This window comes from Pseudomonas sp. Q12-87, assembly GCF_001269755.1.
GTDB classification, from domain to species: Bacteria; Pseudomonadota; Gammaproteobacteria; order Pseudomonadales; family Pseudomonadaceae; genus Aquipseudomonas; species Aquipseudomonas fluorescens_S.
Window position 1 is genome coordinate 82,835 of record NZ_LHVI01000008.1, and the last position, 15,028, is coordinate 97,862.

14 protein-coding genes and 1 other RNA gene are annotated in these 15,028 nt (G+C 61.0%); 11 read left to right on the top strand and 4 right to left on the bottom strand.

The annotated features are described in order from the left end of the window. Nucleotides 1–10: 10 nt before the first annotated feature. Both AD663_RS04360 and AD663_RS04365 read left to right on the top strand, forming a co-directional pair. Entirely contained in the window at nt 11–424 is a 414-nt protein-coding gene (locus AD663_RS04360; RefSeq protein WP_003178197.1) for a ClpXP protease specificity-enhancing factor, read from the top strand. Between the two features lie 986 nt (nt 425–1,410). Beyond that, a complete protein-coding gene (locus AD663_RS04365; RefSeq protein ID WP_003178199.1) occupies nt 1,411–1,770 on the top strand; it encodes a DUF6124 family protein in 360 nt (119 codons plus the stop codon). A 655-nt stretch (nt 1,771–2,425) separates the two neighbouring features. Here AD663_RS04365 and AD663_RS04370 read toward each other — a convergent pair. The 4 genes from AD663_RS04370 to AD663_RS04385 form a co-directional block, all read right to left on the bottom strand. Next, nucleotides 2,426–3,004, bottom strand: a complete 579-nt coding sequence (locus AD663_RS04370; protein ID WP_003178201.1) for a BON domain-containing protein — start codon at nt 3,002–3,004, stop codon at nt 2,426–2,428. Continuing rightward, nucleotides 3,001–3,594 carry a phosphoheptose isomerase gene (locus AD663_RS04375; protein WP_007904374.1) on the bottom strand — a complete coding sequence of 198 codons (594 nt, stop codon included), beginning with the start codon at nt 3,592–3,594 and terminating at the stop codon, nt 3,001–3,003. Before AD663_RS04375 ends, AD663_RS04370 begins: the two co-directional genes overlap by 4 nt. A gap of 103 nt (nt 3,595–3,697) precedes the next feature. Beyond that, nucleotides 3,698–4,060, bottom strand: a complete 363-nt coding sequence (locus AD663_RS04380) for a YraN family protein (protein ID WP_003178204.1) — start codon at nt 4,058–4,060, stop codon at nt 3,698–3,700. Beyond that, a complete protein-coding gene (locus AD663_RS04385) occupies nt 4,060–5,871 on the bottom strand; it encodes a penicillin-binding protein activator (RefSeq protein ID WP_003178206.1) in 1,812 nt (603 codons plus the stop codon). Before AD663_RS04385 ends, AD663_RS04380 begins: the two co-directional genes overlap by 1 nt. 180 nt (nt 5,872–6,051) lie before the next feature. Here AD663_RS04385 and rsmI point away from each other — a divergent pair, with 180 nt between their 5' ends. The 9 genes from rsmI to mraY all read left to right on the top strand — a co-directional run bounded on the left by rsmI (nt 6,052) and on the right by mraY (nt 15,026). Then, a complete protein-coding gene (rsmI, locus tag AD663_RS04390) occupies nt 6,052–6,957 on the top strand; it encodes a 16S rRNA (cytidine(1402)-2'-O)-methyltransferase (RefSeq protein WP_172680578.1) in 906 nt (301 codons plus the stop codon). 73 nt (nt 6,958–7,030) lie between these two features. After that, nucleotides 7,031–7,384, top strand: an RNA gene (gene rnpB, locus AD663_RS04810) — RNase P RNA component class A. Nucleotides 7,385–7,692: 308 nt separating this feature from the next. Continuing rightward, entirely contained in the window at nt 7,693–8,148 is a 456-nt protein-coding gene (gene mraZ / locus AD663_RS04395) for a division/cell wall cluster transcriptional repressor MraZ (protein WP_003178209.1), read from the top strand. Beyond that, nucleotides 8,145–9,092 (top strand): 16S rRNA (cytosine(1402)-N(4))-methyltransferase RsmH, encoded by a 948-nt coding sequence (rsmH, locus tag AD663_RS04400; RefSeq protein WP_003178211.1) that lies wholly within the window; start codon nt 8,145–8,147, stop codon nt 9,090–9,092. Before mraZ ends, rsmH begins: the two co-directional genes overlap by 4 nt. After that, entirely contained in the window at nt 9,089–9,382 is a 294-nt protein-coding gene (gene ftsL / locus AD663_RS04405; protein WP_003178214.1) for a cell division protein FtsL, read from the top strand. The genes rsmH and ftsL overlap by 4 nt, the downstream gene beginning before the upstream one ends. Then, complete coding sequence (locus tag AD663_RS04410; protein ID WP_172680581.1) at nt 9,382–11,121, top strand: penicillin-binding protein 2; 1,740 nt, start codon at nt 9,382–9,384, stop codon at nt 11,119–11,121. Before ftsL ends, AD663_RS04410 begins: the two co-directional genes overlap by 1 nt. Next, a complete protein-coding gene (locus tag AD663_RS04415; protein WP_053213332.1) occupies nt 11,121–12,584 on the top strand; it encodes a UDP-N-acetylmuramoyl-L-alanyl-D-glutamate--2,6-diaminopimelate ligase in 1,464 nt (487 codons plus the stop codon). The genes AD663_RS04410 and AD663_RS04415 overlap by 1 nt, the downstream gene beginning before the upstream one ends. Then, nucleotides 12,577–13,944: a UDP-N-acetylmuramoyl-tripeptide--D-alanyl-D-alanine ligase gene (murF, locus tag AD663_RS04420; protein WP_053213333.1), complete on the top strand. Its 1,368-nt coding sequence runs from the start codon at nt 12,577–12,579 to the stop codon at nt 13,942–13,944. Before AD663_RS04415 ends, murF begins: the two co-directional genes overlap by 8 nt. After that, a complete protein-coding gene (mraY, locus tag AD663_RS04425; RefSeq protein WP_003178223.1) occupies nt 13,944–15,026 on the top strand; it encodes a phospho-N-acetylmuramoyl-pentapeptide-transferase in 1,083 nt (360 codons plus the stop codon). Before murF ends, mraY begins: the two co-directional genes overlap by 1 nt. The last annotated feature ends 2 nt before the right edge of the window (nt 15,027–15,028 follow it).

Below are 15,028 nucleotides of genomic sequence, written 5' to 3' on the forward strand. Positions count from 1 at the left end.
GGGAGCCGCTATGAACTCCAGTCGACCTTATTTGGTCCGCGCGCTCTACGAGTGGATTGTGGACAACGATTGCACCCCGCATATGCTGGTCAATGCCGAGTATCCGTCGGTGCAGGTGCCGCAGGGTTTTGCCAATGATGGGCAGATTGTCCTGAACGTTTCGCCGGCTGCCGTGCGTCATCTGCACATGGACAACGACGCGGTCAGTTTCGAAGGGCGCTTCGGTGGTGTGCCACACACTTTGTACGTGCCTATCGCGGCGATCCTGGGGATTTATGCTCGGGAGAATGGCCAGGGTATGGTGTTTGAGTTGGAAGCACCGTTGGATGGTGAAGATGAGCTTGAGGCGGATGATGATTTGCCGCCACCGGATGATGAGCCGCCGCGGCCTAGCGGTCGGCCTAGTCTTAAGGTGGTGAAGTAGCGGAGCGGGTGATCTGTTCGCTGTTGCTGTTCGCTGAGGAAAATGCCTGTGTCGTGAGATGTGGGCATTTTTTTTGGCTGTATTCACTGGTGGATTGGTGTGTATATCCGTTTCTTCGGTAACGGCTACTTAGGGTTCCGCCCTTACGGCCGGTCACTTTTGGAAGAGCCGGGAGCCGGACCAGCCAAAAGTAACCAAAAGCGCTTTGCCCCACCACTGGGCACCTCGCCTAGGCTCGGTGTGCCCTCACTCCGGCATTGCTCCGTGGGCCCGCCGCGAAGGGCCATCCATGGCCCAGCGCGGCTATCCCGGCATCCATGCCGGGATGCCCACTGCGCAGTGCCTGCGTTCGGCCCTTGTGGTTAACGGGGCGCCCAAGATCAAAAGCAAAGCAAAAGCGAGGCGGCCTAACGGCCGACCTGGCTCTCAGGGTGTATCCCCAGTGAAGCAAATGCCATAGCCGAGCAAAGCCCTGGATTGCGCCACCTATCCCTGTGGCGAGGGAGCTTGCTCCCGCTGGGTGGCGAAGCCGCCCCAAATCAGTGGCGCATTTCTTCAGCTAAACCACCTGAACCGGCCATACGACGGCTACGCCGCCGAGCGGGAGCAAGCTCCCTCGCCACAGGGGGCATCGTATGCCTTCAGATTAATGTTCGACTTTACCATTTTGCCCACATAACCCCACACATCCTTGCGCCTTTGCCTACAACTACGCCAGAATCCGCCCGCTTGTGCGCCTTGTCCCTGGGTTCTATTGTCTTCCTGCCACTGCCCATCAGTGGTCGGGTTTAGTAGCCCGGTAATTGCAACGGTTGCATGAGTCTCATCAGTCAGGCCTTCGCCTGCACTTGATGGTGGCTGTGCGCATGGCGCCTTAGGGCGCGCCGGGTTTCCGTTGCCTTACCGGTCTACTAACTTGCGCACAGCTGCCTCCTTTCGTTTAGTAGCGAGACGGTAGCTGCCTACTAACTTAAGGGAACGTAAAAATGTACAAAATAACTCCGAATCCCCCAGAAGCAGCCTCTACCGCACAATCCGAAAAATCCAAAGCCAAGCAGCAAGACGAAGCCACGAAACGTGTACTTGATCACTACTTGCTGCCAAAGCCGGATAAATCCCAAGACGCGCCAAAACCGGGCCAGGTATTCACCGTCGTGAAAGGCCTCGATAACGAATGCCTGCTCGCCAATCTCAGCGAAACCCTGGCCTCGGCGGACGCCATGGCCAACGAACTCGCATTCGACCTGGACGGCTCACGGCGTCATTTGGCGCTTGGCATTCAGCAGCTGATCGAGCTGAGTTCACTGCTGGCGAACCAGGTGCTGGATAACGTCGACCCGCGATAGCCATTAACGGCCAAGCCAGTTTTCGCCAGGCACTCTGTCTTCTGTGGGAGCGAGCTTGCTCGCGATGGTGTCAGGTCAGCACCATCGGCGTTGGCTGGCACACCGCAATCGCGAGCCAGCTCGCTCCCACAGTTGGATTGAGGTGCAGCCGGAGAGGCAGCTCGGCTGTCAGACCGCCTTCGCGAGCAAGTCCGCTCTCACATTTGGAACGGAGTACGACCGGAGAGACAGGTCGGCTTTAAGGCCGCCTCGCTCCGGTTTTTGATCTTGGGCGCCCCGTTAACCACGCTGGCCGAACGCAGGTATTGCGCAGTGGGCATCCCGGCATGGATGCCGGGATAGCCGCGCTGGGCCATGGATGGCCCTTCGCGGCGGCCCACGGAGCAATGCCGGAGTGAGGGCACACCGAGCCTAGGCGAGGTGCCGAGTGGTGGGGCAAGAGCGTTTTGCTTACTTTTGCGCTTCTCAAAAGTGAGCCGCTGTAAGAGCGGAACCGTCAGTGGCCGTTACCGCGGCAACGGATATACACACGAACCCCCGCCCATAACAGAAAAGACGAGCCCAAAAAAAACGGCGCCTCCCCACCCTGGAAGAAGCGCCGTTTTTTAGTAGTCCAACAAGCTGCGTCTCACAAAGCCCGCAACCGAACCACCCCTTAATCGATGTATTCAAACAACTTAACGATCTTCTGTACCCCGGAAACACCTTGCACCAGGTTAGTCGCCTGAGCGGCTTCTTTCTTGGTCAGCAAGCCCAGCAGATAAACGATGCCATTCTCGGTCACAACCTTGATGCGCGAGCCGGGAATGCTGGCGTCCGTGAGCATCTGGGTCTTGATCTTGGTGGTCAGCCACGCATCGTTCTGGCGTGCCAGCAGCGAGGAGGGTTGCAGGACTTGCAGCTCGTTATGCACGGTCTTGACCCGTTGCACGGCGCTGGCTTCCTGTTCGGCCTTGGCCTTGAGGTCGGCGCGTGGGGTCTGGCCGGCCAGCAGCACGACACCGTTGAAGCTGGTGACGACGATGTGCGAGTTGTTGTCCAGGTCCGGGTCGGCCTTGGCGATGTTCACTCCCACCTTGGTTTCGATCAGGGAGTCGTCGATCTTGCTGCCGAAGGTGCGGGTGCCGCGGTCGTCTTCAATCGGCTTTTCCCGGCTGGCGTTAACCACCGATGTGCAGCCGCTGATACCGAGGCACAGGGTCAGGGCCAGAAGGCCTAGGCGATTAGGGGTCATTCTTCACTCCCGAACAGTTGGCTGTCGATCAAGTCGCAAAGACAATGGATCGCCAGCAGATGGACTTCCTGAATACGTGCGGTGACATTGGCCGGTACGCGGATCTCGACGTCTTCAGGCAATAGCAGTGATGCCATGCCGCCGCCATCGCGACCGGTCAATGCTACGACAATCATTTCGCGATCATGTGCGGCCTGGATCGCTTGAATAATATTGGCTGAGTTGCCGCTGGTGGAGATCGCCAGCAACACATCACCGGGTTGGCCCAGGGCGCGGATCTGCTTGGAGAATATTTCGTTGTAGCTGTAGTCGTTGGCGATCGAGGTGATCGTCGAGCTGTCGGTGGTCAGCGCAATGGCCGGCAGGCTCGGGCGCTCGCGTTCGAAACGGTTGAGCAGCTCCGACGAGAAGTGCTGGGCGTCGCCGGCTGAGCCGCCGTTGCCGCACGAAAGCATTTTGCCCTCGTTGAGCAAGGCATTGACCATCACTTGGCTGGCTTGCTCGATGTGCGGTGCAAGTACGTCCATCGCCTGTTGCTTGGTGTCGATACTGGCCTGAAAAAGCTGGCGAATTCGCGATTGCATGTCCATCTGTGTGACCTTAAGTAGCGCGGCTTATCGGCACGAACATGTGCGGCGCGCAAAGCAAAGAGCAAAAAAGTTTAGGTGACGGTGTCCGGCTCGGCATGGGCGCTCAACTGTCGAAGGCGTTTTGCAGCCAGTTCAACTGGTCGGCGTTGCTGTCGATGGCAACCACGTCGAAGCGGCAGGGGTGATCGGCCCAGCGAGATTCGCGTTGCAGGAAGTGCTGCGCAGCGAAAACCAGCTTCTGGCGCTTGCGCTCGTCGATACTGGCGAGCGCGCCACCCCATTGAGTATTTTTTCTGTAGCGGACTTCGACGAATACTACTGTATCGCCGTCAAGCATGACCAGATCAAGCTCGCCGCGCTTGCATAGCCAGTTCTGCGCCACCAGCCGCAGTCCGTGCTGTTGGAGGTGCGCGAGGGCCAGGCCCTCGGCATCCCGTCCGCTTTGCTGGCGTGATCGGTCAGGCATCAGCGCTGGGTGTCCGGCAGGCGCTGGACCTGGCCGTTGACGAACTCTGCCCATGGCAGTTGACGTTGTACGCGCTGGGTCGGCGATACGGCCAGGCTACCCGACAGGCCTTCGATGCGGCTGTCCGGCAGGGTCTTGAGCTGGCCAAGGCGTGGCGCCAGTCGATAGGCGTCGGCACCCATCGCATACAGCCGGCCCAAACTGCCGCCTGCCTGGGGCCACTGGGCGGTAACCTGCTTGCGCAGCGGGTCATTGGCGTCGAGCAGCCAAGGGGTTTCGCAGAAACGAATGCCGCTCATGTCGTTGTACTGGTTCTGGTCGCCGCTGGCGCTGAACACGGACGACGTCGCGTAGACCGGCACGTCGCCGGCGTACTGGAAGTTCAGGGTCGGCTTGATCTGTTGGGCCTGCTGCGGGGTCGATGCCAGGAAAATGAACTCGATGTCCTGGCGACGCGAAGGCTGGGCCGCGACATTGGTGCCAACGGCGCTTTGCAGGCTCTTGGCGCGACCTTCGCTTTGGCGCAGCTGGAACATGTCGGCGATCTGCTGGGCCAGTTGCACGGGCTGATCGACGCGTTCGATAGCGATGATGGTGCCGCCGTTGCCCTGCCAATCCTGGCTGAAGGCCTTCAATACGCGGTCACCCCATTCACCCTTCGGCACCATCACAGCGGCACGGTGCAGGCCATCGGCACGGGCGCGACGGGAGACTTCCCGAGCCTCGTCTTCAGGAGCCAAGCCGAACTGGAACAGTTGGGGCGGGCCTTGTTCGCCTTCGCTGTAGTTCAGTGCCAGGGTAGTGATCGGCAATTGCGGGCGGGTACTGATCTGTTTGACCAGTGGCTTTTCCAGTGGTCCGACGACCAGTTGCACGCCGTCGGCCTGGGCCTTGCGATAAAACTCGTCCATGGAGGTCAGGCTGGAACTGTCATAAAACTGGATGCTCGGCGGCTTTTGCCCGGCCTGCTGGGCCTGGTAATGCGCTGCCATGAAGCCTTCACGCAAAGCCTTTGCGACGGCGGCCAATTGGCCATTCTGCGGCAACAGCAGGGCGATCTTGCTCAGCGGCTGGCTCGCCAGCTCCTTGAGCTTGACCAGCGGTGCCGGCAATTGAAGTGCGGCGGGGTGCTTGGGGTTCTGTTCGCGCCAATGATCGATCGCTGCCTGCTGTTGCTCCAAGGTGCCGGCGGTTTTTACCGCCAGCGCCAGGCTCAGCCAGCCACCCAAGTCATCGTTGGAGGTCGGTTGCAGTTGGTCGGTAGGCAACGAGGCGATCAAAGACCAGATGGCCTCGTGGTTTTTCGCCGCAGCGTCGTTTTCCAGTAGCGGTGCAATGAAGATGCGTTCCTTGGCCGCAGCCAAGGTCTGGCCGTCAGCCTCCAAGGCGCGGGCGCGGACAGTGCCTGTGCGGACCTGCTGGTCCACCGGCATTTCGCTCAGGTGTTGCAGGCTTGGATGGTTCAGGGCGGTCAGCGCGGCCTTGGGCTGGTTGCGCGTCATCGCCAGTTCAGCCGACAGCGTGCTGGCGAAAATCTGCTGGCCGGGCTTGAGTTGCTCCATCGGCACCTGTTGCAGGATTTGTGCGGACTGGCCGGCATTGCCCTGGCGGTAGGCCAGGTCTGCGGCGCTGAGGCGCAACAGGGCGGCTTTTTCCGGTGTTTTGCTTTGGGCGGCCTGTTCGAGCAACTGCTCGATACTGGCGTCCGGGGTCCGTGGAAGCTCGCCAAGGCTGGACGAGGGCGAGCTGGCGCAGGCCGCCAGGAGGGCAGCGAGACAGAGGGCGGAGAACAGCCGCAGGCAAGCGATCATGTAAATGTTCCTGATACGAGATCAAATTAGCGTCGAATTGTACCCAAGCACTGGCCGGGGCGCGATGTTAGTGGCGTGAATCGATCAATTTAGGTATTTCAAAGAGTGCGGTGCAGCACAAAAGGCAGGTATTGCCCCAATGGCTAATGTGAACAGCCGAGACCGTCAGCACACGCTACAATGGCGGTTTTTACCGACCGTGAGGTGTGCGTTTTGACTGCTCCAGGTGCTTTGAATTCCGCTGCCGGCTCGCTTTATGTGGTGGCGACGCCCATCGGCAACCTGGACGATATCAGTGCCCGGGCGCTGAAAATCCTGCAGGAGGTTGCGCTCATTGCGGCTGAAGACACGCGGCACTCGCAGCGCCTGTTGCAGCATTTCGGTATTTCCACGCCATTGGCGGCCTGCCATGAACACAATGAGCGCGACGAAGGCAGTCGCTTCATTACCCGGCTGCTGGCAGGCGATAACGTCGCGCTGATTTCCGATGCGGGGACGCCGCTGATTTCCGACCCAGGCTATCACTTGGTGCGCCAAGCCCGGGCGGCCGGCATCGCCGTGGTACCGGTGCCAGGTGCTTGTGCATTGATTGCTGCGCTGTCGGCGGCGGGTCTGCCGTCGGATCGCTTCATCTTCGAGGGTTTCCTGCCGGCCAAGGCGGTGGGGCGACGGGCGCGCCTGGAGGCTATAAAGGAAGAGCCGCGCACGCTGATCTTCTATGAAGCGCCGCACCGCATCCTTGAGTGCCTGCAAGACATGGAGCTGGTATTTGGCCCCGAGCGCCAGGCGCTGCTGGCCCGTGAGCTGACCAAAACCTTTGAAACCCTGAAGGGCCTGCCGTTGGCGCAGTTGCGTGCCTTTGTCGAAGGCGACAGCAACCAGCAGCGCGGCGAGTGCGTCGTGTTGGTGGCGGGCTGGACGCCGCCGGACAATGAAGACGCTGTCAGCAGTGAAGCGATGCGCATCCTCGACCTGCTGCTGGAGGAAATGCCTCTCAAGCGTGCTACTGCCCTGGCGGCGCAGATTACTGGTGAGCGCAAGAACGTGCTTTATCAGGTCGCGCTGGAAAAACAGAAGGGGCAGTGAGCCGGGACGACGGGCGGGCTAAAGGCTTTTAGCGCTTGTTCTTCAGGCGCTCTACCGTTAACCTTCGCGGCGGAGAGTCGATCGGACAGTCGCTGCCCCCTATGAAAATTAGGGGGGGGAGGAAAGTCCGGGCTCCATAGGGCGAAGTGCCAGGTAATGCCTGGGAGGCGTGAGCCTACGGAAAGTGCCACAGAAAATAACCGCCTAAGCGCTTCGGCGCCGGTAAGGGTGAAAAGGTGCGGTAAGAGCGCACCGCACGGCTGGCAACAGTTCGTGGCTAGGTAAACCCCACTTGGAGCAAGACCAAATAGGGTCCCAAGGCGTGGCCCGCGCTGGGACCGGGTAGGTTGCTAAAGATGTCCAGTGATGGCCATCGTAGACGAATGACTGTTCAAGACAGAACCCGGCTTACAGATCGACTCTCCACCTTTTCCCTCCCTGCCAGAATCACTGGCAGACGCAGTTCCTAATACCAAAAAAATCTTACTCTTAACAAATCACTTTAACTTGTGCGCGCAGCCTCCTGTGCTCTCTCGGGTTGAGGCGAATATTCCTACGTCAGATTCTTGTTGACCCTCCTGAAACGCTCCTAAATCTCCGATCTATAAGGCTTTTCCTTCAATCCGCGCCTTGACGGTGCGGTAGGCGCATTCCTATAGTGTGCGCAAGTGGCGGAAAGTGGCACGAAGTGGGTTTTTTTGAAGGTAAAACGCTAAAAAGTGGAGAAACGCTGACGTGTTTCGCGGAGCTAACGCTATCAGTCTCGATGCAAAAGGCCGTCTCGCCATGCCGAGCCGGTATCGTGACGAGCTCGTTTCGCGAAGTTCGGGGCAGTTAATCGTCACGATCGACGCCGTTGATCCATGTTTGTCTGTTTACCCTCTGGATGAGTGGGAAATCATCGAAACCAAACTGCGCGCGCTGCCTTCGCTGCGTGAAGAAAACCGTCGCTTGCAACGCCTGCTGATTGGTAATGCCGTTGATCTGGAGCTCGACGGCAGCGGTCGTTTCCTGGTGCCGCCGCGCCTGCGCGAGTACGCCAAGCTGGATAAGCGCGCGATGCTGGTCGGCCAACTGAACAAGTTCCAGCTGTGGGACGAAGATGCCTGGAATGCGGTTTCTGCCGCTGACCTGGCTGCTATTCAACAACCGGGCGCCATGCCTGATGAACTGCGTGATTTGATCCTGTGACTACTGATAGCGGCTTTAACCACATCACCGTACTGCTTGACGAAGCCGTCGAGGCTCTCGCCGTACGTCCTGATGGCTGCTATCTGGACGGCACGTTCGGGCGTGGCGGGCACAGCCGGCTGATTCTCAGCCAGCTCGGTCCGGACGGCCGGCTGCTGGGGTTCGACAAGGATCCTCAAGCGATTGCCACCGGGCAAGCGCTGGCGGCCGAAGACGGCCGCTTTGTCGTTGTGCAGCGCAGCTTTGCCGAGCTGGGTTCGGAGGTCGCCGGGCGCGGCCTGGCCGGCAAGGTCAGTGGTGTGCTGCTCGACCTGGGCGTGTCTTCGCCGCAACTGGATGATCCCGAGCGCGGCTTCAGTTTCCTCAATGACGGCCCGCTGGACATGCGCATGGACCCGTCCCGCGGGATCAGCGCCGCCGAATTCGTCAACACCGCCCCGGTGGAGGAAATCGCCCGTGTCTTCAAGGAATACGGAGAAGAGCGTTTCTCCGGCCGTATGGCCCGTGCCGTGGTCGAGCGTCGCGACATCAAGCCATTCGAGCGCACCGGCGACCTGGCCGAGGTGCTGAAAGTCGCCAACCCAGCGTGGGAAAAGGGCAAGAACCCGGCGACCCGCGCGTTCCAGGGGCTGCGCATCCACGTCAACAATGAACTGGGCGATCTGGAAGCCGGCCTTGAGGCAGCGCTTGAAGCGCTGGAGATCGGTGGCCGGCTGGTGGTGATCAGCTTCCATTCCCTGGAAGACCGTATCGTCAAGCTGTTCATGCGCAAACTTACCAAGGGCGAAGCCGATAATCTGCCACGCAACCTGCCGGTGCGTTTCGAAGCCTTCGTGCCAAAGATCAAGATTCACGGCAAGGCGCAGTTCGCCTCCGAGGCCGAGCTCAAGGCCAACCCGCGTGCCCGTAGCGCTGTCATGCGTGTTGCGGAGAAGTTGCGGTGAGCAAGCTCTTCGCCAAGCCTCTGCCTGGCGGCAGCTTTTTCATGCTGCTGCTATTTATTGGCGTGCTCGTGTCGGCCATCGCCGTGTCTTATAGCGCGCACTGGAACCGGCAGTTGCTCAATACCCTTTACAACGAACTGAGTGTGCGCGACAAGGCGCAGGCCGAGTGGGGTCGGTTGATCCTGGAGCAGAGCACCTGGACCGCCCATAGCCGCATCGAAGTATTGGCCACCGAGCAGTTGAAGATGCGCATCCCCGGTGCCGCTGAAGTACAAATGGTGGCGCCATGATGAAACTCGAAGGGGCACTGTTCCCGTGGCGGTTCCGTCTGGTCCTGGGTTTGCTTGGGGTCATGGTCGCGGCGATTTCCTGGCGCATCATTGACCTGCAGGTTGTCGACCGCGACTTCCTCAAGGGGCAGGGCGATGCGCGCAGCGTGCGGCATATCCCGATTCCGGCGCACCGTGGCTTGATTACCGACCGCAATGGCGAACCGTTGGCCGTGAGTACTCCGGTGACGACCCTGTGGGCAAACGCCAAGGAAATGCAGCTGGCCAAGGAAAAGTGGCCTGCGTTGGCTGCCGCCCTTGGCCAGGATCCGAAGGCTCTGGCCGAGCGCCTTGAAGCCCAGGCCAACAAGGAATTCATTTATCTGGTGCGCGGGTTGACGCCCGAGCAGGGCCAGAGCGTGCTCGACCTTAAAGTGCCAGGCGTATATGGCATCGAAGAGTTCCGGCGTTTTTATCCGGCAGGTGAAGTCACGGCCCACATGGTCGGGTTCACCGACATCGATGATCGAGGCCGCGAAGGTGTCGAGCTGGCCTATGACGAATGGCTCGCCGGAGTCGCCGGCAAGCGCCAGGTCATCAAGGACCGGCGCGGCAGGCTGATCAAGGATGTCCAAGTCACCAAAAACGCCAAGGCCGGCAAGCCCTTGGCGTTGTCCATTGACCTGCGCCTGCAATACCTGGCCAACCGTGAGCTGCGCAATGCCATCGTCGAGAACGGTGCCAAGGCTGGCAGCCTGGTGATCATGGACGTGAAGACCGGCGAGATCCTCGCCATGGTCAACCAGCCCACCTACAACCCGAACAACCGTCGCAACTTGCAACCAGCCATGATGCGCAACCGGGCGATGATCGACGTGTTCGAACCGGGTTCGACCATGAAAGCCGTTTCCATGGCTGCGGCCCTGGAAACCGGGCGCTGGAAGCCGAGCGACACCGTCGAGGTTTATCCGGGCACGCTGCAGATCGGCAAGTACACCATCCGCGACGTTTCCAAGACCGAAGGCCCGGTGCTTGACCTGACCGGCATCCTGATCAACTCCAGTAACGTGGGCATGAGCAAGATTGCCTTCGACATCGGCGGCGAGACGATCTACCGCCTGGCACAGAAAATCGGCCTTGGCCAGGATACCGGCCTGGGCTTCCCGGGCGAACGCGTCGGCAACCTGCCGAACTACCGCGACTGGCGCAAGGCTGAAACGGCGACCTTGTCCTACGGCTACGGTGTTTCCGTGACGGCAATCCAGTTGGTCCATGCGTTTTCCGCGCTGGCCAACAATGGGCGCATGGCACCGCTGACCCTGATCAAGACCGACAAGGCGCCGCAGACGACCCAGGTGATTCCGGAGAATGTCGCCAAGACCATGCAAGGCATGCTGCAACAGGTGATCGAAGCTCCGCGTGGCGTGTTCCGCGCCCAGGTTCCGGCCTATCACGTAGCAGGCAAGTCGGGTACGGCCCGTAAAACCTCCGTGGGCACCAAGGGCTATGCCGAGAACTCCTACCGTTCGCTGTTCGCCGGCTTCGGCCCGATGAGCGATCCACGCTATGCAATCGTCGTGGTCATCGACGAGCCGAGCAAGGCCGGCTACTTCGGTGGCCTGGTGTCGGCGCCGGTATTCAGCAAGGTGATGTCCGGCACCCTTCGCCTGATGAACATTACCCCGGATAACCTGCCGCCGACGCAGCAGGCCAATACCGCGCCGGTCATACCCTTGAAAGCCGAAGGAGGGCGTGGCTGATGTCCCTGAGCCTGAACAAGATCTTTGCCCACGCCGGCCACGACCTGTTGATCCGCGAGTTGGCCCTGGATAGCCGCAATGTACGTGCCGGGGACCTGTTCCTGGCGGTGCCGGGTGCTCGTTTCGATGGTCGTGCCCATATCGCCGATGCGTTGAAGCGCGGCGCGGCAGCCGTGGCTTATGAAGTGGCAGGCGCGACCGTGCTGCCGATCACTGACGTTCCGCTGATACCGGTCAAGGGGCTGGCGGCGCAACTGTCGGACATCGCCGGGCGTTTCTACGGCGACCCGAGTCGCCACCTGAACCTTGTTGGCGTGACCGGCACCAACGGCAAGACCAGCGTGACCCAACTGGTGGCCCAGGCTTTGGACCTGCTCGGCCAGCATTGCGGCATCGTCGGTACCCTGGGCAACGGTTTCCATGGCGCGCTGGAAAGCGGCCTGCACACCACGCCGAACCCCATCGCCGTGCAAGCGACCCTGGCGGACCTGAAGAAGGCCGGCGCGAAGGCCGTTGCGATGGAAGTCTCCTCCCACGGCCTGGACCAGGGGCGAGTGACTGCGCTGGCGTTCGACGTCGCCGTGCTGACCAACCTGTCCCGTGACCACCTGGATTACCACGGCACCATGCAGGCCTACGGCGAAGCGAAGGCCAAGCTGTTCGCCTGGAATGAGCTGAAATGCCGGGTCATCAACATCGATGACGAGTTCGGCCGGCAATTGGCTGCCGACAAGCGCGAGTCCCGCTTGATCACCTACAGCCAGGAAGATGCCAGTGCCTACTTATATGTACGCCAGGCGCAATTCACCGATGAAGGTGTGCTCGCCACGCTGGTTACGCCCCGGGGCGAGCATCATTTGCGCAGCACCTTGCTGGGACGCTTCAACCTGAGCAACGTACTGGCCGCCATTGGTGCCTTGCTCGGCCTGGACTATGCGCTGGACGAAATCCTCAAGGTCCTGCCGAAGCTCGAAGGGCCGGCGGGGCGCATGCAACGCCTGGGTGGCGGTACGCAACCGCTGGTGGTGGTCGATTACGCCCATACTCCCGATGCCCTGGAAAAAGTCCTGTCGGCCCTGCGGCCTCACGCCAAGGGCAAGTTGCTGTGCTTGTTCGGTTGCGGTGGCGATCGTGATCGCGGCAAGCGTCCGCTGATGGCCGAAGTGGTCGAACGCCTGGCCGACGGCGTGCTGGTCACCGACGACAACCCGCGCAGCGAAGACCCGTTGCGAATTTTCGATGACATCCGCGGCGGTTTCTCGGCCGTGGACAACGTCACCTTCGTGGCCGGTCGCGGCCAGGCCATTGCCCAGTTGATCGCCAGCGCGTCGGCGGACGACGTCATCGTCCTGGCCGGCAAGGGGCACGAGGACTATCAGGAAATCAATGGCGAACGCTATGCTTTTTCCGATCTGGTGGAAGCCGATCATGCCTTGACCGCGTGGGAGGTGGCCCATGCTTAAGGCCTTGAAACTGAGCGAACTGACCAACGCCCTGAATGCGCGTCTCGTCGCTGCCGACGCCAGCTTCGATGGCGTCAGCATCGACAGCCGGGCCATTGCGCCTGGGCAGTTGTTCGTGGCCCTCACCGGGCCGCGTTTCGACGGCCATGATTACTTGAACGAAGTCGCGACCAAGGGCGCGGTCGCTGCACTGGTCGAGCGGGAAGTGACCAACAGCACGTTGCCGCAATTGCTGGTCAGCGACACCCGCCAGGCCCTGGGCCAGCTCGGTGCGCTGAACCGCGCGGCCTATGCCAACCCGGTCGCGGCAATCACCGGTTCCAGCGGCAAGACCACGGTCAAGGAAATGCTTGCCAGCATCCTGCGCACCCGCGGTCCGGTGCTGGCAACCCGTGGCAACCTGAACAACGACCTCGGCGTACCGCTGACCCTGCTGGAACTGGCGCCGGAACACAGCGCCGCGGTCATTGAACTGGGCGCTTCACGCCTTGGCGAGATCGCCTACACCGTGGGCCTGACCAAGCCTCACGTGGCCGTACTCAATAACGCCGGGACTGCCCACGTTGGTGAGTTCGGCGGCCCGGAAAAAATCGTCGAGGCCAAGGGCGAGATCATCGAGGGGCTGGCTGCCGATGGCGTCGCCGTGCTGAATCTTGACGACAAGGCTTTCGAAATCTGGAAGACCCGTGCGGGCGAGCGCAAGGTGCTGACTTTCGCCCTGAGCAATCTTGCCGCGAATTTCTACGCCAGCGACCTGGATCGTGATGCCCGCGGCTGCCCAGCCTTCAATCTGCACAGCCCCGACGGCGTCGAGCGGGTCCAGTTGAACCTGCTCGGCACCCATAACGTTGCCAATGCCCTGGCGGCTGCGGCGGCTGCCCATGCCCTCGGCGTTTCGCTGCCGGGCATCGTCGCCGGGCTGAACGCGGTGCAACCGGTCAAGGGACGCACCGTCGCGCAACTGGCCAGTAATGGCATGCGCGTGATCGACGACACCTACAACGCCAACCCGACGTCCATGTGCGCGGCGGTGGATATCCTTGCCGGTTTCTCCGGCCGTACCGTGCTGGTGCTGGGAGATATCGGCGAGTTGGGCGAATGGGCGCAACAGGGCCATCACGACGTCGGCGCCTATGCCCGCGGCAAGGTCGATGCGCTTTATGCAGTGGGCCCGATGATGGCCCATGCGGTCGCCGCGTTTGGCGAGCACGCGCAGCACTTCACCACTCAGGCCGAACTGATTCAGGCGCTGAGTGCCGAGCAGGACCCGAACACCACCTTACTGATCAAGGGCTCACGCAGTGCGGCGATGGAAAACATCGTCGCGGCATTGTGCGGCACCCCGATGGAGAAACATTAATGCTGCTGCTGCTAGCGGAGTACCTGCAACAGTTCCACAAAGGTTTCGCGGTCTTCCAGTACCTGACCCTGCGCGGGATCCTGGGTGTACTGACTGCGCTGTCGTTGTCGCTGTTCCTGGGCCCGTGGATGATCCGCACTTTGCAGAACCTGCAAATCGGCCAGTCGGTCCGTAACGACGGCCCGCAATCGCACCTGTCCAAGTCCGGCACCCCGACCATGGGCGGCGCGTTGATCCTGTCGTCCATTGGCATCAGCACCTTGCTCTGGGCTGACCTGGCGAACCGTTACGTCTGGGTCGTGCTGCTGGTGACACTGCTGTTTGGCGCCATCGGCTGGGTCGATGACTACCGTAAGGTGATCGAGAAGAACTCCCGTGGGCTGCCAAGCCGCTGGAAATATTTCTGGCAATCGGTGTTCGGCCTCGGCGCGGCGATCTTCCTTTATATGACCGCCGCCTCGCCGGTGGAAACCACCCTGATCCTGCCGATGCTCAAGGATTACAGCATTGCGCTGGGCGCAGGTTTCATCGTGCTGACCTACCTGGTCATCGTCGGTTCGAGCAACGCGGTCAACCTCACCGATGGCCTTGACGGCCTGGCGATCATGCCGACGGTGATGGTCGGCGGCGCGCTGGGGATCTTCTGCTACCTGTCGGGCAACGTGAAGTTCGCTGAGTACCTGTTGATCCCGTATGTGCCCGGGGCAGGCGAGCTGATCGTGTTCTGCGGTGCGCTGATCGGCGCCGGCCTGGGCTTCCTCTGGTTCAACACCTACCCGGCGCAAGTCTTCATGGGCGACGTCGGTGCGTTGGCGCTGGGCGCAGCCTTGGGCACCATCGCCGTCATCGTTCGCCAGGAAATCGTCCTGTTCATCATGGGCGGCGTATTCGTAATGGAGACCCTGTCAGTCGTCATTCAGGTTGCCTCCTTTAAATTGACCGGCCGCCGGGTATTTCGCATGGCGCCGATCCACCACCACTTTGAACTCAAGGGCTGGCCCGAGCCGCGTGTGATCGTCCGTTTCTGGATCATCACCGTGATCCTGGTCCTGGTCGGCCTTGCCACCCTGAAGCTGAGGTAGAA

Coding starts and splice junctions, on each gene's coding strand:
- AD663_RS04360 (WP_003178197.1), top strand. CDS start 11: ATGAACTCCAGTCGACCTTATTTGGTCCGCGCGCTCTACGAGTGGATT.
- AD663_RS04365 (WP_003178199.1), top strand. CDS start 1,411: ATGTACAAAATAACTCCGAATCCCCCAGAAGCAGCCTCTACCGCACAA.
- AD663_RS04370 (WP_003178201.1), bottom strand. CDS start 3,004: ATGACCCCTAATCGCCTAGGCCTTCTGGCCCTGACCCTGTGCCTCGGT.
- AD663_RS04375 (WP_007904374.1), bottom strand. CDS start 3,594: ATGGACATGCAATCGCGAATTCGCCAGCTTTTTCAGGCCAGTATCGAC.
- AD663_RS04380 (WP_003178204.1), bottom strand. CDS start 4,060: ATGCCTGACCGATCACGCCAGCAAAGCGGACGGGATGCCGAGGGCCTG.
- AD663_RS04385 (WP_003178206.1), bottom strand. CDS start 5,871: ATGATCGCTTGCCTGCGGCTGTTCTCCGCCCTCTGTCTCGCTGCCCTC.
- rsmI (WP_172680578.1), top strand. CDS start 6,052: ATGGCGGTTTTTACCGACCGTGAGGTGTGCGTTTTGACTGCTCCAGGT.
- AD663_RS04410 (WP_172680581.1), top strand. CDS start 9,382: ATGAAACTCGAAGGGGCACTGTTCCCGTGGCGGTTCCGTCTGGTCCTG.
- AD663_RS04415 (WP_053213332.1), top strand. CDS start 11,121: ATGTCCCTGAGCCTGAACAAGATCTTTGCCCACGCCGGCCACGACCTG.
- murF (WP_053213333.1), top strand. CDS start 12,577: ATGCTTAAGGCCTTGAAACTGAGCGAACTGACCAACGCCCTGAATGCG.
- mraY (WP_003178223.1), top strand. CDS start 13,944: ATGCTGCTGCTGCTAGCGGAGTACCTGCAACAGTTCCACAAAGGTTTC.